Here is a 20,071-nt window from a genome sequence, read left to right on the forward strand (position 1 = left end):
CACCGCGGTACGGCCCCCCGAACGCGAAGGGCCCGCCTCACCACCTGTCCTGGTGGGGCGGGCCCTTCGTCACGTCGTGGGCGGGCCGTCAGCCGCCGGAGGGGAACATGCCGGTGGCGATGGCGAGGCCGAAGGGCGCGGGAAGATGGATCGGAAACCCCAGGTCAGCCGATGCGCTCCAGCACCACCGGCGTGGTCGAGAAGGCGGCGTCGTCAGGGCCGATGAGGACGCCGCCGTCCAGGGCCTCCAAGGCGTAGCCGAACTTCTCGGGGGTGTCGGTGTGCAGGGTCAGCAGCGGCTGGCCGGCCGTGACGAGGTCGCCGGGCCGGGCATGGATCTCCACACCGGCGCCGGCCTGGACCGGGTCCTCCTTGCGGGCGCGGCCGGCGCCCAGGCGCCAGGCGGCGAGGCCGACGGCGTACGCGTCGAGGGTGGTGAGGATGCCCGAGGAGGAGGCGTTGACGACGTGCTGTTCGCGGGCGACCGGGAGCTTCGCGTCGGGGTCGCCGCCCTGGGCCGTGATCATGCGGCGCCAGTGGTCCATGGCGGATCCGTCGGCAAGCGCCTTGGCGGGGTCGGCGTCGGCGAGGCCTGCCGCGTCCAGCATCTCGCGGGCGAGCGCCAGGGTCAGCTCGACGACGTCCTGCGGGCCGCCGCCCGCCAGCACCTCGACGGATTCGCGGACTTCGAGGGCGTTGCCTGCGGTCAGGCCGAGCGGGGTGGCCATGTCGGTGAGCAGGGCGGCGGTGCGCACTCCGTGGTCGGCGCCCAACTCGACCATGGTGGAGGCGAGTTCACGGGCGTCGTCGATGTTCTTCATGAACGCGCCGGAGCCGACCTTGACGTCGAGGACGAGGGAGCCGGTGCCCTCGGCGATCTTCTTGGACATGATCGAGGAGGCGATCAGCGGGATCGACTCGACGGTTCCGGTGACGTCGCGGAGTGCGTAGAGCTTCTTGTCCGCGGGGGCCAGACCGTCGCCGGCGGCGCAGATGACGGAGCCGGCCTCGCGCAGGACGTCGAGCATCTCGGCGTTGGAGAGGTGGGCGCGCCAGCCGGGGATCGCTTCGAGCTTGTCCAGGGTGCCGCCGGTGTGGCCGAGGCCGCGGCCGGAGAGCTGCGGGACGGCCGCGCCGCAGGCGGCGACCAGCGGGGCGAGCGGCAGGGTGATCTTGTCGCCGACGCCGCCGGTGGAGTGCTTGTCCGCGGTGGGGCGGGGCAGCGAGGAGAAGTCCATCCGCTCCCCCGAGTTGATCATCGCGGCGGTCCAGCGGGCGATCTCCGTACGGTTCATGCCGTTGAGGAAGATGGCCATCGCCAGCGACGACATCTGCTCGTGGGCGACCTCGCCGCGGGTGTACGCGTCGATCACCCAGTCGATCTGCGCGGCGCTCAGCTCGCCGCGGTCGCGCTTGGTGCGAATGACGGAGATGACGTCCATGGAGCTTCTTCCTTTCGAACGGTTGCCACCGTTCTACACGCATAGACAGGAGAGAGGCGAGGGAAGGCGGCCGGGAACCACGGCCCGCGTTATCCGGGGAGCGGGCCGGAGGGGCGGCCGGAGAGATGTCCGGGCCCGAAGGCGTCCGGCAGCAGCTCCGTCAACGGGCGGATACCGGCCGCCGTGTCCACCTGGAGTTGCGGGCCGCCGTGCTCCCACAGCAGCTGCCGGCACCGTCCGCACGGGACCAGCAGCTGCCCCTCCCCGTCGACGCAGGTGAATGCCGTCAGCCGGCCGCCACCGCCCGCGAACAGGGCGGAGATCAGGCCGCATTCGGCGCACAGCCCGAGACCGTACGAAGCGTTCTCGACATTGCATCCGGTGACAGTGCGGCCGTCGTCGACGAGGGCGGCGGCGCCCACCGGATAACCGGAATACGGGGCGTAGGCCCGGGACATCGCGTCCCGGGCCTGCGCGCGCAGTGCGGTCCAGTCGACCGGCACCGGTTCTGTCATGCGCCCTGTCCTCGCCGGTAGGGCTTGCCGTTCGCCTTGGGCGGCCGCAGCCGCTGGGAGAACAGCGCCAGCACGAGCAGGGTGGCGATGTACGGGCTGGCCTCGACGAGCTCCAGCGGCACGGTGTCGACCAGGAAGTACCAGATCACCAGCAGCGCCGCGACGGTCGCCGCGACGACGGCCTGGGTGCGCTTGGCGGAGCGCAGCCGCAGCAGGGCCAGCACCGCGAGCAGCGCCGCGAGGCCCAGCAGCAGGGCGTGCACGGTCGGGCCGCCGCTGCGCAGCTGCATGGCGTCCATGAAGCCGAACAGTCCGGCGCCCATCGCGACGCCGCCCGGCCGCCAGTTGCCGAAGATCATCGTGGCCAGGCCGATATAGCCGCGGCCACCGGTCTGCCCGTCCTGGTAGAAGTGCACGCCGATGGAGAGGAAGGCACCGCCGAGTCCGGCGAGCGCTCCCGAGACCAGCACCGCCGCGTACTTGTAGCGGTAGACGTTGACGCCCAGGGTCTCGGCGGAGACCGGGGCCTCGCCGCAGGAGCGCAGCCGCAGACCGAAGGGCGAGCGCCACAGCAGGTAGAAGCTGCCGATGAACAGCACGACGGTCAGGACGGTGAGCCAGGAGACACCGGTGACCACCGCGCCGAGAATGCCGGCGGTGTCGGAGACCAGAAACCAGTGATGGCCCTCGATCGAGTTCAGCCAGTCCGACAGCCCGGGGATGGTGAACGTCGGCATGTCGGGCATCGGCGGGGACTGCTTGTCGTTACCGCCGGCGGCCGCCGCGGCGCTGCCCTCGGCACCGAACCACAGCGTGGCCAGATACTGGGTCGCGCCGAGCGCCAGGATGTTGATCGCCACACCGGAGACGATGTGGTCGACGCCGAAGGTGACGGTGGCGACGGCGTGGATCAGACCGCCGAGGGCACCACCGATGACGCCGGCCAGCGCGGCGGCCCACGGCCCGTGCTGCCAGCCGATCCAGCCGGCCGCGAACGAGCCGAGCATCATCATGCCTTCGAGGCCGATGTTGACCACGCCGGCCCGCTCCGACCACAGACCGCCCAGACCGGCCAGGCCGATCGGCACGGCGGCGCTGAGCGCGGCGCCGAACTGGCCGGTGGAGGTGAGGTCGCCGGTGCCGGTGAGGGCCCGCAGTGCGGAGACCGCGACCAGTCCGACGGCGATGATCAGCAGGACCCAGGGGTAGGTCAGCTTGCGACGGCCGCCCTTCCCGGGGACCGCGGGCTTCGCCGCGGGCTTGAGGTCCACACTCACGCCGACACCTCCGGCTTGTCGTTGTTGTCGGTGCCGCTGTTGCCGGACCCGCGGGACAGTGCGGCCAGTTCCTCGCCGACCTTGCGCTGCTGGAGACTCAGTCCGTAGCGGCGCACGACCTCGTAGGCGATGACCACGCACAGCACGATGACGCCCTGGATGACGCCGACGATCTCCTGTGCGTAGCCCTCGAACTCCAGCCGGGAGCCGGTGCGGTCGAGGAACGCCCACAGCAGGGCGCCGAACGCCATGCCGACCGGGTGGTTGCGGCCGAGCAGCGCGATGGCGATACCCGTGAAGCCGATGCCCGCCGGGAAGTCCGTGCCGTACTGGAACGATTCGCCGAGCAGGGTCGGCATACCGACCAGGCCGGCCGCCGCCCCGGACAGCAGCATGCTGATGACGATCATGCGCTTGACGCTGACACCGCTGGCCTCGGCCGCCGACTCGGAGGCGCCGACGGCGCGCAGGTCGAAGCCGAAGCGGGTGCGGCTGAGCAGGAACCAGTACAGCGCGCCCGCCACGATCGCGATCACCACGAAGCCGTAGACCGGCTTGGGGTGGGTCGGGAAGGAGAAGAAGTGGCTGGATTCCGGGAGGAACTTGGTGTGCAGGAGGTTGCCGTCCTTGATGGCGAGGCGGCCGTCCTGCAGGAAGTAGCCGATGATCGAGGCGGCGATGGAGTTCAGCATGATCGTGGTGATCACTTCGCTGACGCCGCGGGTGGTCTTCAACAGGCCCGCGATACCTGACCAGATGGCGCCCACCAGCATCGCGATGACGATGAGCAGGATGATCTGGAGCGCGCCGGGCAGGGCGATGGCGCCGCCGACCGCGGCCGCGGCGAAGGCCGCGAGGCGGTACTGGCCGTCGACACCGATGTTGAAGAGGTTCATCCGGAAGCCGATGGCGACCGCCAGTGCCGAAAGGTAGTACGGCACCGCCTTGTTGATGATCCAGACCTGGCTGTCGCTGTAGTGACCGTAATCGGCCATGATCCCGTAGGCCCGGAACGGGTTCTCGCCCGAGGCGAGGAACACCAGCGAGCTGATCACTATCGCGGCGACGATGGCCAGGACGGGCGCGGCGATCGCGAGGATCACCTTGTCCCGGGTGGCGCTCCGGGCGATCGCTTCCGCGTCGGGGCGCGGCGTGGTGGCGGTGCTCATGCCGTCTCACCTCCGTCCCCGTCCGCACGGTTCTCGTCCGCACGGTTCTCGTCCGCACCGGTCTCTTCCGCGGTGAGGTGGCCGCTTGCGGCACCGGTCATGGCGGAGCCCAACTCCTCCGGGGTGATCACGGCGGGGTCCGCGTCGGCGACCAGCCGGCCGCGGTACATCACCCGCAGGGTGTCGGACAGGCCGATCAGCTCGTCCAGGTCGGCGGAGATCAGCAGCACCGCCAGGCCCTCGCGGCGCGCTTCGCGGATCTGTTCCCAGATCTGCGCCTGCGCGCCGACATCGACGCCGCGGGTGGGATGCGCGGCGATCAGCAGCTTGGGCTGGTGGCTCATCTCGCGGCCGACGATCAGCTTCTGCTGGTTGCCGCCGGAGAGCGAGGCCGCGGTGACCTCGACGCCGGGGGTGCGGACGTCGTACTCGTCGACGATCCGGCGGGTGTCCTTACGCGCCCCGGCCAGGTCCAGCAGTTTGCCCTTGCTGTTGGGGCGTTCGGTGACGTGCCCCAGGATGCGGTTCTCCCACAGCGGCGCCTCCAGCAGCAGGCCGTGCCGGTGCCGGTCCTCGGGGATGTAGCCGATGCCGCCCTCGCGGCGCTTGCGGGTCGTGGCGCGCGTCAGATCCGCGCCGTCCAGGGTGACGGTGCCGCGGTCCGGCTCGCGGATGCCCATGACGGCCTCGACGAGCTCGGCCTGGCCGTTGCCCTCGACGCCGGCGACGCCCAGCACCTCGCCCTTGTGGATGGTCAGCGAGATGCCGTCGAGGACGGTGCGGACCACGCCGTCGGAGTCGGTGGCCGACAGGTGCAGCTCACCGACCTCCAGCATCGGCACGTCCGTGACGGTCGACTCGCGGGTCTCGGGGGACGGCAGTTCGCTGCCGACCATCAGCTCGGCCAGCTGCTTCGAGGTGGTGTCGGCCGGTTTGACGGAGGCCACGGTCGTGCCGCGCCGGATGACGGTGATGTCATCGGCGACCGAGAGCACCTCGCCCAGCTTGTGGGAGATAAAGATGACCGTCAGGCCCTCGGACTTCAGCTCACGCAGGTTGTCGAAGAGCGCGTCGACCTCCTGCGGGACGAGGACGGCCGTCGGCTCGTCGAGGATCAGGGTGCGGGCACCGCGGTAGAGGACCTTGAGGATCTCCACGCGCTGCCGGTCGGCGACGCCGAGGTCCTCGACCAGGACATCGGGCCGGACGTTGAGCCCGTAGGCGTCCGAGATCTCTTTTATCTTGGCGCGCGCGCCGCCGGAGATGCCGTGCAGCTTCTCCGCGCCGAGCACGGTGTTCTCCAGGACGGTGAGGTTGTCGGCCAGCATGAAGTGCTGGTGCACCATGCCGATGCCGCGGGCGATCGCGTCGGCCGGGGTGGCCAGCGGGACCTGCTCGCCGTCCAGCGTGATGGTGCCCTCGTCCGGCTTCTGCATGCCGTAGAGGATCTTCATCAGGGTGGACTTGCCGGCCCCGTTCTCGCCGCACAGGGCGTGGACGGTGCCGCGGCGCACGGTGAGGTGGATGTCGTGGTTGGCCACGACGCCGGGGAACCGTTTGGTGATTCCGCGGAGTTCTACGGCGGGGGCGGCCGGTTCGGCCGGGCCGCCGCTCGTGGGTGCTGCGTTGATGGCGCACTCCCCTCAGGGGTGAAGGAGCGGAAGAAAACGAGAAGGTCGGCGGCTCTTGCCCCCAGCTACGGCGTCTCCTTGACCTTCACCTTGCCCTCGACGATCTTCGTCCGGGCCGCGTCGATCTGCGGCTGGATGTCCTTGATGAAGCCGCCCGACGTGGCGAGGGTGACGCCGTTCATCTTCACGTCGTAGCTGTGGACGCCCGTCAGTGGCTTGCCGTCCTCGACGCTCTTGATCAGGTCGTAGACCGCCACATCGACGTTCTTCACCACGGAGGTGAGGATGGAGTTCTTGTACTGCGAAAGGCCTGCCTGGCGGTACTGGTCGGAGTCCACGCCGATCGCCCAGGCACCCTTGTGCTTGCTGATCTCCTCGATGGATCCGGCACCCGACTGCCCGGCGGCCGTGTAGATCACGTCGATACCGCTGTCGAGCATGCCCGCGGCCTTGGCCTTGGCGGCGCCCGGGTCGTTGAACCCCTTGTCGTTGTTCGGGTAGAGGTACTGCGAGGTGACCTTGGCCTGCGGGTCGGTGTCGCGTACGCCCTGCTCGAATCCGGCCTGGAACTTCTGGATGAGCGCGTTGTTCACGCCACCGATGAAGCCCACCTTGTGGCTCTTGCTCTTCAGCGCCGCGGCGACGCCCGCCAGATACGAGCCCTCGTGTTCGGCGAAGACCATCGCATCGACGTTCTTGCCCTCCGGCACCGCGTCGACGACCCCGAACGTCGTGTCGGGGAAGTCCTTCGCGACGTTCTGCACGGACTGGCTGTAGGCGAAGCCGACGCCGATGACCGGGTTGTAACCGGCCTCGGCGAAGGAGGTCAGCCGCTGCTCGCGGTCCGCCTCGGTCTCGCCGTTCTTGGCGGTGAGCATCTTGACGTTGACGCCCAGCTTCTTCTCGGCCTTCTCCGTCCCGCGGGCGGCCGCCTCATTGAAGGAGTGGTCGTCGCGCCCGCCGATGTCGAAGGCGAGCCCGACGCCGGCGTGCTTGGCACGGTTGGCCTCGGCGAAACTCTGCCCGCAGGCGGTCGCGGTGAGCGCGAGGACCGCGGTGGCGGTGGCCGCGGCGGCAATCCTGATGACCCGACGCACGGGGCCTTCCCTTCGCTCGAAGCGCCCCAGGGGCGCTGGCTTCACGGGAGATTAACGCGCGTAGACCTGGCGCAAAACCCTCCACGGCGTGGACGTTATCGATTCGAGGCGTAGGGACCGGACGAAACATGGCCGGGGCGGGGCCGGGGGCGGCCGGTCCCCTGCGCGAAGGCCCATGGCAAGAGGAGCCGGCCGACGCCCCCGGCGGCGCGGGAGGAAACGGACACGGCCCGCGCGGGGGCGTCGCCGGGGACGTCCCGGGCAGGTCATGGCGGGCGGCTCCGGGCGGGCGGCTGGGGGAAGCCGGCAGCGCGCGCGGGCGTCGCCGGGCAGGCCCGGGGCGCGGGCCTGCCCGTGGAGGGCTGCGGTCGTGCGGACGGCGCCGAGCGCGCCGGTCGTCAGTGAGCCGCGTCCAGCAGCGCCGCGGCCGTGAAGAGTTCGACGCCGACCTGGATGGCGTGCTCGTCCACGTCGAAGTCGCCGCGGTGGAGGTCATGGCGGCCGGCGGCGCCGGGCCGGCCGACGCCCAGGCGGGCCAGGGCGCCCGGGACGTGTTCCAGGTACCAGGAGAAGTCCTCGCCGCCGAGGGACTGTTCGGTGCCCTCGATGGCGTGGGCGCCGCGGCGGGCGGCCATCGCGTCGTGCAGGAGCTGGACGGCGCCGGCGTCGTTGACGACCGGGGGGACACCGCGGACGTAGGTGATCTGGGACTTGGCGCCGTGCAGGGTGGCGACCTCGTCGATCGCCGCGTGCACCAGGTCGGGGGCCCGGCGCCAGGCCTGCAGATCCAGGCAGCGGACGGTGCCGGAGAGCTCGGCGTGCTGCGGGATGACGTTGCAGGCGTGCCCGGACTGCAGCCGGCCCCAGGTGACGGCGAAGCCGGCCCGCGCGTCGACCCGGCGGGCCAGCAGCGCCGGGACGTCCAGGGCGACGCGGGCGGCGGCGGTGACCATGTCGGTGCTCAGGTGCGGGCGGGCGGTGTGGCCGCCGGGCCCGTCCAGCTCGACCTCCAGCCGGTCGCAGGCCGAGGTGATCGCGCCGGTACGCAGCCCGATCCGGCCCGCGTCCACGTGCGGGTCGCAGTGCACGGCCAGGATCCGGCCGACGCCTTCCAGCACGCCGGACTCGATCGCATCGGGTGCGCCGCCGGGCAGCACCTCCTCGGCGGGCTGGAAGATCAGCCGCACCGGGCGCGGCAGCCGGCCGGCGCGGGCCAGCTCGGCGAGCACCAGGCCGGCGCCGAGGACGACGGTGGTGTGCACGTCGTGGCCGCAGGCGTGCGCGCGGTCGGGGACCGTGGAGCGGTAGGCGACGGTCTTGGTGTCGGGGATGGGCAGGGCGTCGATGTCCGCGCGCAGCGCCAGCAGGGGGCGGGCGGGGGCGGCGGCTCTGTCCTCGCCGGGTTCCGTGCCGATGTCCGCGGCGGGTGGCGTAGCGATGCACGCGCCGGGTTCCGTGCCGATGTCGCACACCAGGCCGGTGCCGACGGCCAGGACGCGCGGCCGCAGGCCGGCCCGCTCCAGCCGGTCCTTCAGCGCGGCGGTGGTCCGGAACTCCTGGTTGCCGAGCTCGGGGTGCATGTGCAAGTCGCGGCGGAAGGCGCTGAGTTCACTGCGTAGTGCCTCGGAGAGCACGCCGGGGAGGGGGACCCCGGCGGGGGTGGGAGCGGGGATCTCGGCGCCGTCTGCTTCGGGGGACATCAAGTGGTTCACCTATCGGAGGTTACGGGCCTCCGCCGGGCAACTGTCCTTCGATCAACAAAAGTTCAGCCCGTTAGGGGAAGAAAATCTCGACTGGGTGGCGCATGGATGGATGAAGGGGAGGGTATGACCTCTGGCTTCATCCGGTGGCCATACGGGAGGTGGAGGGGAGTCGCTGCACGTCGCGGGCGGTGCCGGTGACACCGTCCAGGAACCCCTGGGCACGCGGCGAGGCATGATCGGTCAGCCACGCCGGGTCTATGTCACAGACCGCGACCTTGACCTCGGTGCCGAGCAGCGCGAGCGGCAGGGTGTGCACGACGGTCGAGGGGAAGCTGAGGATCAGCCGTCCGATGGGGCCGCGCCGGGCGATCAGTTCGAGCGGCAGGTCGGGGCGGACGACCTCCAGCCCGGTTTCGTTGTGCAGCCGGTGCAGCTTGTCGGTGCTCTCCCGGCGGTGCGCGAAGTAGCGGGTGGCGCCGTGCGTACGGGCCAGGGCGCGGACCGCCTCCAGATAGCGCTCGGTGTCCACGACGCCGGTCTCGACGAGCGAGGTGCCGACGATGTCGGCGGCGCGGGTCAGCCGGGGCGGCCCGAAGCGTGCGCGGGTCCAGGCGAACTCGTTGGCGGTGACGCGCACGCCGGGCGGCGGTTCGACGGGCATCGAGCTGAAGAGGCCGACGGTGCGGGCGCCGCCCTCGGCGACCGGGGTGAGCCGGCGGCGCGCGACGGCCGAGAAGGGCGCGAAGACCAGGTCGCGGGGGCCGCGCCCGCTGCCGTGCCGGTGCCAGCGCACCAGCCGTTCACCGCGCGCCAGTTGGGAGATGAACTCCATGGTGGCGGTGCCGTCGTCGACCACGACCAGGTCGCGGGCCCGGGTGAGGGTGAGCAGCAGCTGGACGTAGCGGGAGAACGGGTCGCCGATGACGATCCGGCCCGCCTTGCGGAGCAGCGGGGTGAGCCCTCCGACGGTGCGCAGGGGGGCCGTCGGACCGCCGCGGGCCTCTTCCCAGCGCACGGCGTGGCCCTCGTCGCGGGCGAGTTCCGCCATCCGGCGCAGCTGGCCGCGGGTCATCGGGTCGTGCGGCGAGAGCACGACGACGGTGAGTGCGCCGGCCTGTGCGGTGTGCGCCCATTCCAGGACGTTCAGCAGCTGCACCGGGCTCTCGACGAAGGCAAGGGTGGCGGTGTCCGGCCCCGCGGTGCCCGCCCGCCCGTCGGAGGGTGCGGGCCGGTTGCGCTGCCGGGGCACCCCCAGGAGACGGCGGGCGGGAGTACCCGCCGCCTCCTGGGGCGGAACCTGCGTGCCGGGCGCGGACGGCTCGGCACGGGTCCCTTCGCGTGAGCTCACGACGGTCCTCCCGTGGTCCGTCAGACTGCCGCCGGCTCGCGGTCGGCGGCGGTCTCACGGGACTCGTTGTCGGCGACGACGCCCAAGACGCGGCGCAGCTTCTTCATCGGGCCGAGCTCGCTCTCGTAGACCTTCTTGACGCCGTCGCCGAGGGACTCCTCGATGGTGCGGATGTCGCGGACCAGGCGGGTCAGGCCCTGCGGCTCGACGGAGGCGGCCTGGTCGGAGCCCCACATGGCGCGGTCGAGGGTGATGTGCCGCTCGACGAAGGCGGCGCCGAGGGCGACCGCGGCGAGGGTGGTCTGCAGGCCGGTCTCGTGGCCGCTGTAGCCGATCGGGACGTTCGGGTACTCGTCCTGCAGGGTGTTGATCATGCGGAGGTTGAGCTCTTCGGCCTTGGCCGGGTACGTCGACGTGGCGTGGCAGAGAAGGATGTTGTCGCTGCCCAGGACCTCGACGGCGTGCCGGATCTGCTTGGGGGTGGACATGCCCGTCGAGAGGATGACGGTGCGGCCGGTGGCGCGCATGGCGCGCAGCAGGTCGTCGTCGGTCAGCGAGGCGGAGGCGACCTTGTAGCAGGGCACGTCGAACTTCTCCAGGAAGTCGACGGACTCGACGTCCCACGGGGAGGCGAACCACGCGATGCCGCGCTTCTTGCAGTACTCGTCGATGGCGCGGTAGCCGTCCTCGTCGAACTCCACGCGGTGGCGGTAGTCGATGTAGGTCATCCGGCCCCACGGGGTGTCGCGCTCGATGTCCCACTGGTCGCGCGGGGTGCAGATCTCCGGGGTCCGCTTCTGGAACTTCACGGCGTCGCAGCCGGCGTCGGCGGCGGCGTCGATCAGGGCGAACGCGTTCTCCAGGTCGCCGTTGTGGTTGATGCCGATCTCGCCGGTGACGTAAACGGGGCGGCCGGGGCCGGCCTCGCGGTCGCCGAGGGTGCGGAGGCGGGAGGTGTTGCTCATGGGGAGGTTCCTTCTGTGTGGGTAAGGGGTGTGAAGGGGAATCGGGGTGAGGGGGTGCAGGGGTAAGGGGGCCTGCCGGTCAGAGGGACGGGCCCAGGAGCCAGGAGGCGATCTCGCGGATCGCTCCGCTGCCGCCCGGCGTCGCGGTGACCGCGCGGGCGGCGCCGCGCACGACGTCGTGCGCCCCGGCGACGGCCACCGGCCAGCCGACGAGGTCGAAGCACGGCAGGTCGTTGACGTCGTTGCCGACGTAGAGCACGCGCTCCGGCGCGATGCCCGTCTCCTCGCACCACTGCTTGAGTGCGAGGTCCTTGCGGTCGATGCCGTGCAGTACGGGAACCTGCAGCTTGCGGGCCCGTGCGGCGACGACCGGGTTCTTCTCCGAGGACAGGATCAGCAGTTCGAGCCGCGCCGTGCGCAGCGCGGCGATGCCGAGGCCGTCGCCGCGGTGCACGGCGACGATCTCCCGTCCGTCGGCGTCGATCAGCACCCGGTCATCGGTCTGGGTGCCGTCGAAGTCGAGTACCACCGCGTCGACGTCCTCGCTGGTGGGGAGGGCGCCGGGGCGGGGAGCGTCCAGCAGCGGCGCGAGCGCGCGGGCGCGGGCGAGGTCGTGCGGATCGTCGACCTCCAGCACCCGGGCGGCGTCCGTGCGGACGAGTTCGGTGCGGCCGAAGAAGCGGTGGCCGCTGCTGCGGAAGCCGGCCGCGTCCATGGCGTAGGCGGCGCCGGTCTCCAGCAGGTCCTGCGGGCGGTCCTGGCGGCGCGGGCGGAAGGACTTGTCGTGGTTGACGCCGTAGCCGCCTGCGGTGGTGACGGTGGCGGTGGTCTGCGCGGGGATCGCCGCGCCGGCCGCGCCCCGCGCGAGGGGCGCGCCCGCGTCGTCCGCGGTGTATTCGTCGGCCCGCCAGACGAAGCCGTGGAACGGCGCGACGGTCAGCGCGCTGTCCGCGCCGTCCTCGACGACCGCGGCGGCCACGCCGTCGATGTCCTCGCGGACCAGGAAGGGGCTGGTGCACTGGACGAGGAGCACCGCGTCGACGGGGTTGCCCTGCTCGGCCTCGTAGGTGTCCATGGCGTGCAGGACGGCGGCCTCGCTGGTGGCGGTGTCGCCCGCGATGTCACCGGGGCGGCGTACGACGAGGGCTCCGGCGCCGCGCGCCGCGGCCGCGATCCCGGCGTCGTCGGTGGACACGATCACGTCGGTGACCAGGCGGGACGCGCGGCATTCACGGACCGCGCGGGCGACCAGGGGCACTCCCCCGACGGCGGCGAGGTTCTTCGCGGGCACCCCCTTGGATCCGCCGCGGGCGGGGATGACGGCCACGACGGTCGGCCGGTTCTGCGGACGCTGCCGGTCCTGTGGGCTGTGCGGCATTGCGGGCTCCTTCCGGGGGCCGTACGGGCTCCGGGGGCTGGTCGGGGTGCTCACAGCTGCCCCCAGCGGCGGATGGCGGGGGCGACACGCTGGACGCCGTGGCGGTAGGCGCCCCGGGCGGCCTCGCGGACGGTGTCGCGGGCGACCTGGCGCAGTCCGCCGGTCCGCGCGTCGGGCTCGGTGTGGCCGGCGAGGGGTTCGCCGTGCGGGTCGAGGCCGTGCCGGGCGAGGATCTGGGGGAGGTAGCCGGGGGCGGTGCGCGGGGTGTAGTAGGGGGCGAGGGGCGGCAGCCGGTCGGCGGTGCGCAGGGCGGTGACCTTGGCGCGGGCGGCGTCGAAGGCGCTCTCGTACGAACCTCCCCCAGAGGGGGGACCCCCAGCGGCGACTCCCTGGCGGGCGAGCCAGTCGGGGTCCGGCGCCGGCCGGTGTCCGGCGTCGAGTTCGTCCCAGGAGGCCAGGCAGCCGGAGCCGAGGAAGTGGTGGTTGCCGAGGGCCTCACGGATGCCGAGGTCGGTGAGGACGGCGGTGGGGATGCCGCGGTGCAGGGACTCCAGGGCGGCGGTCGAGCTGACCGTCACCATGAGGTCGGTGCGGTCCAGGACCTCGCCCATGTTCCCGTACACCAGGCGGCAGTTGGCGGGCAGTCCGCCCGGCAGCTTGGTGCCGAGCTTCTGGTAGGGCAGTTCCTCGATGTGCGTGGTGTGCTCACCGGGTTTGCTGCGGAGTTTGATCAGCACCTCGCGGTCGGGGTGCTTGCGGGCGTGTTCCGCGGCCCTGCGCAGCAGGTACGTCCGGTCGGCGCGGCTCTCCGGTACGGACGGCTGGGCGGCGAACACCACGGTGCCGACCGTGCCTTCGCCGGCGTGCGGCGCGCCCCCGAGGAAGGGCAGGGCGCATTCGACGACGGCGGCGCCATCGGCGCCGACCCCGCGGTAGACGTCGCGGAAACGGTCCGCGTCGTGCCGGGAGTTGGCGAGGACGACGTCCGCGCCGTGCCGCAGCAGCAGCCCGTCCGCGAGCTTCTCGTAGACCACGCCCACGTAGCCGGTGACGACGACGGGGCGGCTGCCCGCTCCGGCCCAGGAGCGGGCGAGGCCGTGCAGCATGGCCTGCACCGCGCCGCCGACGCAGGACAGCACGACGATGTCGTACTGCGTGCGGTCGATGGTCCGGACGAAGTCCACGCCCCTGATTTCGCGCAGCGTCGCCGCACGGGCGCCGACCTCTTCGAGCTGGCGGACGGTGGGAGTGGCGCGGCCACGCAGCAGGAACCCGTCGAGCCGGGCGCCCGGTTGAATTCGGTACGCTGTCAAAGCGCCCCATTTCCAACGGGTGTCCGAGTCGGCGAGTACGGCAACTCGCGGCGTTGAAGAGGTACGTGATGGCACGACGATGACGCTAGGAAGGCATTCCGTTTCGCGGGCCAACTGGGTCGCAACAAAGGGTTAACAGCGGGTCGACGAATGGCGAACCGGCCCGTGGAACGGCCTGGTTAACCATCCCGACATTCTTCGTTCACCCGGAAGCCCTCGCCCGGTAAAGACGAATGCCGGCGCCGCACCTAATGTCACTCGGGTGGTTAAGCTCTCCGTCATCGTGCCGTTCTACAACGTGCAGACATACGCGCCCGACACCCTCAAGAGCCTGGCGGCAAATGCCCGCGAGGACTTTGAATTCCTCCTCGTCAACGACTGTTCGCGTGACGAAACGCCGCAGATCCTCGAGCGCGCCGAACGCGAGCTGCCGGGCGCCAGACTGCTGCACCACGAACAGAACGGCGGCCTCGCCACCGCCCGGAACACGGGCCTGGACGAGGCCCGCGGCGAATACGTCACCTTCCTCGACGGCGACGACTGGCTCGCGCCCGGCTACTTCACCGAACTCCTCGGTGCCATCGAGGGGTTGGGATGTGACTTCGTCCGCACCGATCATGTGCAGTGCACCGCCCGCAACCGCACCGTGCACCGTGTCCCGCACGGCCGCCGCGGTGTCGTGCTGGACCCGCGCGCGCTGATCCTGCCCGCCGACCGCTCCACCTCCGTCGACTACGCCTACGCCTGGGCCGGCATCTACCACCGCCGGCTGCTGGACAACGGGCTGCTGCACTTCACGCACGGCCTGCGGACCGCGGAGGACCGGCCGTGGATCTGGCGGCTGCACCGCGAGGCGGAGTCCATGGCGGTGGTCGGCCTGCTCGGCGTTTTCTACCGGCGCGGAGTGGCGTCGTCCCTGACCCAGATCGGGGACGTGCGGCAATTGGACTTCATTCGCGCCTTCGACCAGGTGATCGAGGAGACGGCGCGGGACCGCGACGCGGACCTGCTGCTGCCGAAAGCCGTGCGCACCTATTGCGCGATCATTTCCCACCACCTCGGATCGATCGAGCGGTTCGAACCGCAGGTCGCCCGCACCCTGCGTTCGATGAGCGCCGCGGCCATGAAACGCATGCCGCAGAACGCACTGAAAGAAGCCCTGGATTCGATGGATGCGCAGCGCGCGTCCCGGCTGCGGCGACTGCGCCGCCGCCCCTCCCCCAAGGCCTCGACGCCGCTCGGCCAGGGCGGCACCCCCACGACGGAGGCCGCGGCCTGATGACCGACCGACCCCGCACCCAGATCTTCATGGCGTCCACGCCCTACGGCGCGGCGACCCTAGCCGCCGCACTGGACGCCGACTGCTTCGCGCCGGCCGACCGCCGCATGCTGCTGATCAGCAACAACACCGCGATCCCGGAGACCGGCGCGACGCTGGATTCGATGCCCGGCTTCGAGCGGCTGCGCGGCCGCTTCACCCGGGTCCTGTCGTGGAACGACACGATCAGCCCCTTCCACCCCGGCGGCTGGTCCCCCCGGGCCAACGACGTCCCCCTGTGGGAGCGCTACCTGCGGCTCCTGTGGGGTCTCGGCGACGACCATGTCGAGCTGATCGTGGAGTCCATCCAGGTCAACCCGGCGCTCGCGCTGGCCCAGCTGTTCCCCGACGCGCCCATCGACGTCTACGCCGACGGCCTGATGAGCTACGGCCCCACCCGCAACAAGCTCGACCCGCTGGTCGGCACCCGCATCGGCCGCCTGCTGCACCTGGACCTGGTGCCGGGCCTGACGCCCCTGCTGCTGACCGAATTCGACGTCACCCCGCAGACCGTACCGACCGACGCCTTCACCAAGGTGCTTGCCGAACTCTCCGATGCGGGCGGCGAGTTGGACCTCCCGGAAGGCGGCGCGCTGCTGCTCGGCCAGTACCTCTCCGCGCTGGACATCCTCACCGCGCAAGAGGAGGAGCAGCTGCACGTACGGATGGTGCGCGGCGCCGCCGAGCGCGGCCACCGCCAGGTCGTCTTCAAACCGCATCCGTCCGCGCCCTCCCGCTGGTCCCGGATGCTGGAGCGGGAGGCCGAGAAGCTGGACGTCGAGCTGCTGGTGCTCGACAGCCCGGTGCTGGCCGAGGTCCTCTACCAGCGGATGCGGCCCGCGCTGGTCGTGGGCTGCTTCTCCACCGCGCTGCTCACCGCGGCCACCTTCTACGACCTGCCGACCGCGCGCACCGGCACCGGGCTCCTGCTGGAGCGGCTCACCCCGTACCAGAACAGCAACCGGGTACCGGTCACCCTCGTCGACGCGCTGGTGCCGGACCTCGCGGACCGCGGCGAGCGCCCGCGGACCGCGGCCGCCCCCGCAGCCATCGCCGGTCTGGTCGCCACCGTCGGCTATGCGATGCAGCACCAGATCTACCCGCAGCTGCGGCCGGAGGCCGAGCGCTATCTGTCCGCCCACCTCGACCAGCGGACCTGGCGCTACTTCAAGCGGCGCCGGCTCACGTCGCTGGCGCTGCCGGGCGCGGTCCCGGCCCAGCTCTCGTTCCTTCCGCGCAATGCCACCGTCCGCAGGGTCGCGCGCCGTGCGCGGGCCGTCCAGCGGCGTCTGAGGAAGCGGGCCGCGTTCGGATGAGTGCCCAGCTGACGGCCCCCGCGCCCGCCGTCCCCGATCCGGCTCCCGGCGCCGCGGCGGCCGCCGGCACGGCGGGCCGGGCGCGCGGCCCCTCGCGGCTGCGCGCCCTCGACGGGCTGCGGCTGCTGGCCGCCCTGATGGTCGCCGCGTACCACTACGGGGGACGCAGCGGCGAGATATCGCAGGCCTGGGGCGGCTCACCGGCTCAGCAATTCCCGACCGCCTCGGGCCTGTTCGCTTACGGCTGCCTCGGTGTGCAGATCTTCTTCGTGATCAGCGGCTTCGTGATCTGCCTCAGCGGCTGGGGGCGCACCCTGCGCGCCTTCCTCGCCTCCCGCATCTCCCGCCTCTACCCGGCCTACTGGGTAGCGGTCCTCCTGGTCACCGCCGTCTTCGCACTGCCATGGGTCGCCTACGAGGCGCTCGCACCCAGCGATGTGCTGACCAACCTGACCATGCTGCAGCAGCCGCTGGGCGTGGACCGGGTGCTGGGCGTGTGCTGGACGCTCTGGGCCGAGATGCGGTTCTACGCGCTCTTCGCGCTCTGCGTCGTCCTGCCGGGCGCCACCCGCGGCCGGGTCGTGCTCTTCTGCGCCGGCTGGACGCTGGCGGCCGCGCTGGCGCAGGCCGCCCACCAGCCGTTCCTCGACGTGGTCCTGATGCCGGAGTACGCGCCGTTCTTCATCGGCGGCGTCGGGCTGTACCTGCTGCACCGCTATGGCGCCCGGGACCCGATCGCCTGGGCGATAGTGCTGGTCAGCTGGCTGATCGGGCAGCATTACGCGGTCCGCGGGCTCTGGCACGCACCGTCGGCCACGGCCTTCTCCTACCGTTCGGCGGCGGGCATCATCGCCGTCGTCACGATCGGCTTCGGGCTGGTCGCGGCGGTCGCCCTGGGCAAGCTGCGCCGGGCGAACTGGCGCTGGCTGACCGTCGCCGGGGCGCTGACCTATCCGTTCTATCTGGTGCACGAGCATCTGGGCTGGGTCGTCGTCCGGGCCCTGCACCAGGGCGCCGGCCTGCCGTCGTACGCGACGCTGCCACTGACCGTGGGGCTGATGCTGCTGCTCGCGTGGGTGATGCACCGCTGGGTGGAGCGCCCGCTCACCCCCGTCCTGAAACGGTCGATCGACCCGAAGCGGCCGGTCGTGCCCAAGCAGCGGACCGCCCTCTGACGGCGGGGTGGCGGTCCCGGCCCGCCACCCCTGCCCCGTCAACCACCGGCCCTCAACTGCCCTCCGCCCGGCCCTTGATGGCCTCCTCCCGGCCCATGGCGGCCCCCTCCCGGCCCATGGTGGCCTCCTCCCGGCCCTTGGTGGCCTCGATCCCCGCGATGACGATCCGCATTCCGGCCTCGAAGCTGCGGTCGAGGTCGCCGAACATCTCCCGGCCCGCCAGGGCGGCCAGCGGATAGCTCACGCCCAGCCGCTGCTCGCGGTCCTCGACGTCGTAGGCCGGATCGCGGGTCTCCGGCTTCCCCGGCTCCGGGTAGATCGACTGCTCCTCGATGACCAGCCCGATGGTGAAGTTGTACGCGGTCCACCAGGCGTGTGCCGCCTCGCCGACGCCGAAGCCCGATGTGGTGAGCCGGCGCATCATGAGGTCGAGCGGCCCGGCGTAGCTTTCGTCGGTCATCCGCGTACCGCTGAAGACCTTGCCGCCGTCGCGGTAGCCGAGCAGTCCGCGGCGCAGCGCCGAGCAGGTGAGGCCCAGCATTTCCTGCCAGGTGTCGCCGAGGTCGCTCGGAACCGTGCGCGGCCCCGTCAGCGGGTCGGTCATCCGCCGGAACATCTCGGTCGCCATCTCGTCGAGCAGCGCCTGCTTGTTCTTGAAGTGCCAGTACAGGGCGGGTGCCTGGACGTTCAGCTCCTTGGCGATGCGGCGCAGGGTGAGCCCGTCGAGGCCCACCTCGTTCAGCAGCCGCAGGGCGGTTTCCACCACCAGGTTCCGGTCGAGTCGCGATGCCATGTTGACAATTTAACACCGTTAAGGCCATCCTCCTGAACATGGAACTTAACAACGTTAAGGACGTCCTCGGCGCAGCCATCCCTGATGCCCTGGACGGCGCTCCCCTTGAGGTGCTGATCGTCGGCGCCGGCCCGACCGGCCTCGCCCTCGGCATCGACCTCGCCCGGCGCGGCATCCGCGCCCTGGTCATCGAGCGGCAGGACCGCCTCTCCCCCGGCGCCCGCGGCACCGGCCTGCAGCCGCGCACCCAGGAGGTCTTCCACGACCTCGGGGTGCTCGACGCCGTCTTCGCGTCCGGCGGCCGCTACCCGGACACGGCCCTGTGGGAAGACGGCCGGATCACTTCGGTGTTCGCGATGCTCGAACACGTCGACCCGACGCCCGCCGTCCCTTACTCCAACGGCCTGATGATCCCGCAGTGGCGCAACCAGGAACTGCTCCGCGCGCGGCTGGAGGAACTCGGCGGCGGCGTACTGCTGGGCACCGAACTCACCTCGTTCGAGCAGGACGCGGACGAGGTGACCGCCCGCCTCACGCTCGCCGACGGCAGCGTCAGGACCGTCCGCGCCGGCTATCTCGTCGCCTCCGACGGCGGCCGCAGCACCGTCCGCCGGGCCCTGGGCGTCGGCATGAGCGGCCCGTCCCTGCCCACCGGCCTCGCCCTGCTCGCCGATGTGTCCGTCGACGGCCTCGACCGGGACCACTGGCACCGCTGGACGCAGCCGTCCGGCGCCTTCACCGCCCTCCTCCCGCTCGCCGGCACCGACCACTTCCAACTGATGACCATGGCCGCCGACGACCAGCCGGAGGCCTCCGCCGACGCCGTGCGGGACCGGATCGCGGCCCGTACCCACCTCGGCCGGGACCAGGTCGGCGAGGTCCACTGGACCTCCCTCTTCCGCCCGAAGGCCGGAATGGCGGACCGCTTCCGCTTCGGCCGGATCTTCCTGGCCGGCGACGCGGCCCACATCCACTCCCCGGCCGGCGGCCAGGGCCTCAACACCAGCGTGCAGGACGCCTACAACCTCGGCTGGAAGCTCGGCCAGGTGCTGCGGCACGACGCACCCGACACCCTCCTCGACAGCTACGAAACCGAACGCCGCCCGATCGCCGCCGGCATCCTGGAGACCAGCACCCGGCTGCACGTCACCCGCTCGATGCGCCGCGGCAGGGACCTGCACCAGCTCGACATCGGCTACCGGGACAGCCCCCTCACCCACGAGCTGCGCACGGACATCCCCGAGGGCGCCCTGCGGGCCGGCGACCGCGCCCCCGACGCGCCCTGCACCACCGCCGACGGGACCGCCACCCGCCTCTTCGACGTCTTCCAGGGCCCGCACTTCACCCTGCTCGCCCTCGGCGAGGTCACCCTCGACCCGGCAGCGCTGCCGGCCGGCCCGGCGCTGCTGCGCATCGTCCACGCGGGCGGCCCCGCCCCCGACCTCCTCGACCCCGACGGCCACCTCCGCGACGCGTACGGCAACGGCCCCGGCCTGTTCCTCGTCCGTCCCGACGGCTATATCGCGCTGGCGGCGCCCGCCGAGGACGCCACCGCGCACGCGGCGGCCGCGCTCGCCCCGTACGTCGGCGCGGGCGCCCCGCAGCCGGCGGGCCGGTGAGCGGCCGGACAC

16 protein-coding genes are annotated in these 20,071 nt (G+C 71.8%); 4 read left to right on the top strand and 12 right to left on the bottom strand.

The genetic code is table 11. The features are described from left to right. Window positions 1-164: 164 nt before the first annotated feature. The 11 genes from ACIRQ7_RS03860 to ACIRQ7_RS03910 form a co-directional block, all read right to left on the bottom strand. Complete coding sequence (locus tag ACIRQ7_RS03860) at window positions 165-1,442, bottom strand: thymidine phosphorylase (protein WP_404259595.1); 1,278 nt, start codon at window positions 1,440-1,442, stop codon at window positions 165-167. Window positions 1,443-1,531: 89 nt separating this feature from the next. Next, window positions 1,532-1,957 (bottom strand): cytidine deaminase, encoded by a 426-nt coding sequence (locus ACIRQ7_RS03865; protein ID WP_401462206.1) that lies wholly within the window; start codon window positions 1,955-1,957, stop codon window positions 1,532-1,534. Continuing rightward, window positions 1,954-3,234 (bottom strand): ABC transporter permease, encoded by a 1,281-nt coding sequence (locus tag ACIRQ7_RS03870; RefSeq protein ID WP_404259597.1) that lies wholly within the window; start codon window positions 3,232-3,234, stop codon window positions 1,954-1,956. Before ACIRQ7_RS03870 ends, ACIRQ7_RS03865 begins: the two co-directional genes overlap by 4 nt. After that, window positions 3,231-4,403, bottom strand: a complete 1,173-nt coding sequence (locus ACIRQ7_RS03875; protein WP_401462200.1) for an ABC transporter permease — start codon at window positions 4,401-4,403, stop codon at window positions 3,231-3,233. The genes ACIRQ7_RS03870 and ACIRQ7_RS03875 overlap by 4 nt, the downstream gene beginning before the upstream one ends. Continuing rightward, window positions 4,400-6,034, bottom strand: coding sequence for an ABC transporter ATP-binding protein (locus tag ACIRQ7_RS03880; protein ID WP_404260101.1), 1,635 nt, complete (start codon window positions 6,032-6,034; stop codon window positions 4,400-4,402). The genes ACIRQ7_RS03875 and ACIRQ7_RS03880 overlap by 4 nt, the downstream gene beginning before the upstream one ends. Window positions 6,035-6,099: 65 nt before the next feature. Next, the gene (locus ACIRQ7_RS03885) at window positions 6,100-7,131 is read right to left on the bottom strand and encodes a BMP family protein (RefSeq protein ID WP_401462197.1); all 1,032 of its coding nucleotides are present in this window, start codon (window positions 7,129-7,131) and stop codon (window positions 6,100-6,102) included. Between the two features lie 398 nt (window positions 7,132-7,529). Then, on the bottom strand, window positions 7,530-8,831 hold the full coding sequence (locus ACIRQ7_RS03890; protein ID WP_401462194.1) for an amidohydrolase: 1,302 nt from the start codon (window positions 8,829-8,831) through the stop codon (window positions 7,530-7,532). Window positions 8,832-8,970: 139 nt separating this feature from the next. Beyond that, the gene (locus tag ACIRQ7_RS03895; protein WP_404260103.1) at window positions 8,971-10,083 is read right to left on the bottom strand and encodes a hypothetical protein; all 1,113 of its coding nucleotides are present in this window, start codon (window positions 10,081-10,083) and stop codon (window positions 8,971-8,973) included. Between the two features lie 119 nt (window positions 10,084-10,202). Beyond that, window positions 10,203-11,147: an N-acetylneuraminate synthase family protein gene (locus tag ACIRQ7_RS03900; protein ID WP_404259599.1), complete on the bottom strand. Its 945-nt coding sequence runs from the start codon at window positions 11,145-11,147 to the stop codon at window positions 10,203-10,205. A 79-nt stretch (window positions 11,148-11,226) separates the two neighbouring features. Then, entirely contained in the window at window positions 11,227-12,525 is a 1,299-nt protein-coding gene (locus ACIRQ7_RS03905) for a cytidylyltransferase domain-containing protein (RefSeq protein ID WP_403667332.1), read from the bottom strand. Window positions 12,526-12,575: 50 nt separating this feature from the next. Further along, window positions 12,576-13,913, bottom strand: coding sequence for a DUF6716 putative glycosyltransferase (locus ACIRQ7_RS03910; RefSeq protein ID WP_404259601.1), 1,338 nt, complete (start codon window positions 13,911-13,913; stop codon window positions 12,576-12,578). Between the two features lie 187 nt (window positions 13,914-14,100). On the opposite strand from ACIRQ7_RS03910, the gene ACIRQ7_RS03915 reads away from it, so the two are divergent. From ACIRQ7_RS03915 to ACIRQ7_RS03925, 3 genes are read left to right on the top strand one after another with little or no spacing between them, the layout of a single operon-like run. Beyond that, window positions 14,101-15,117: a glycosyltransferase family 2 protein gene (locus ACIRQ7_RS03915; RefSeq protein ID WP_404259602.1), complete on the top strand. Its 1,017-nt coding sequence runs from the start codon at window positions 14,101-14,103 to the stop codon at window positions 15,115-15,117. Further along, on the top strand, window positions 15,117-16,472 hold the full coding sequence (locus ACIRQ7_RS03920; RefSeq protein ID WP_404259604.1) for a polysialyltransferase family glycosyltransferase: 1,356 nt from the start codon (window positions 15,117-15,119) through the stop codon (window positions 16,470-16,472). The genes ACIRQ7_RS03915 and ACIRQ7_RS03920 overlap by 1 nt, the downstream gene beginning before the upstream one ends. After that, the gene (locus tag ACIRQ7_RS03925; protein WP_404259605.1) at window positions 16,469-17,647 is read left to right on the top strand and encodes an acyltransferase family protein; all 1,179 of its coding nucleotides are present in this window, start codon (window positions 16,469-16,471) and stop codon (window positions 17,645-17,647) included. The genes ACIRQ7_RS03920 and ACIRQ7_RS03925 overlap by 4 nt, the downstream gene beginning before the upstream one ends. Window positions 17,648-17,699: 52 nt before the next feature. Here the strand turns inward: ACIRQ7_RS03925 and ACIRQ7_RS03930 are convergent, their stop codons facing one another. Then, a complete protein-coding gene (locus tag ACIRQ7_RS03930; protein ID WP_404259607.1) occupies window positions 17,700-18,440 on the bottom strand; it encodes a TetR/AcrR family transcriptional regulator C-terminal domain-containing protein in 741 nt (246 codons plus the stop codon). A gap of 38 nt (window positions 18,441-18,478) precedes the next feature. On the opposite strand from ACIRQ7_RS03930, the gene ACIRQ7_RS03935 reads away from it, so the two are divergent. After that, window positions 18,479-20,059 (top strand): FAD-dependent monooxygenase, encoded by a 1,581-nt coding sequence (locus ACIRQ7_RS03935; protein ID WP_404259609.1) that lies wholly within the window; start codon window positions 18,479-18,481, stop codon window positions 20,057-20,059. Window positions 20,060-20,071 lie beyond the last annotated feature (12 nt).

Source organism: Streptomyces sp. NPDC101393, from assembly GCF_044767385.1.
Taxonomy (GTDB): domain Bacteria; phylum Actinomycetota; class Actinomycetes; order Streptomycetales; family Streptomycetaceae; genus Streptomyces.